Annotated in this window: 1 protein-coding gene; it reads left to right on the forward strand. The window is 51.2% G+C overall.

The features are described 5' to 3' along the window. On the forward strand, nt 1-361 hold a 361-nt coding region (locus AN393_RS20305; RefSeq protein WP_161804175.1), incomplete at both ends, for an Ig-like domain-containing protein.

Below are 361 nucleotides of genomic sequence, written 5' to 3' on the forward strand. Positions count from 1 at the left end.
CGATTTCAGCACAAGATTCAGTCGAGCTTGATAACACCGCAGCAATCACAACCAGCATTGATAAAACCGCCGATGGCGTGATTAATGGTCACGGTGAAAGCGCCGCCATGGTCGTGCGTGGCACGGTAAGCGATGTGGAAGACGGTCAAACCGTGACGGTGATCATCAGCGATGGTACAAACCAAGTTGAAACCACGGCACTTGTACAAAACGGCGAATACGTTACCGACCCGATTGACGCAAGCGCATTAAATGACGGCACGCTCACCGCTACAGCAAGCGTGTCAGATTTAGCGGGTAACCCTGTTACAGCTGAGGATACAGTTGAACTTGATAACACCGCAGCGATCACAACCAGCAT

Source organism: Pseudoalteromonas sp. P1-25 (assembly GCF_001401805.1).
GTDB lineage: Bacteria > Pseudomonadota > Gammaproteobacteria > Enterobacterales > Alteromonadaceae > Pseudoalteromonas.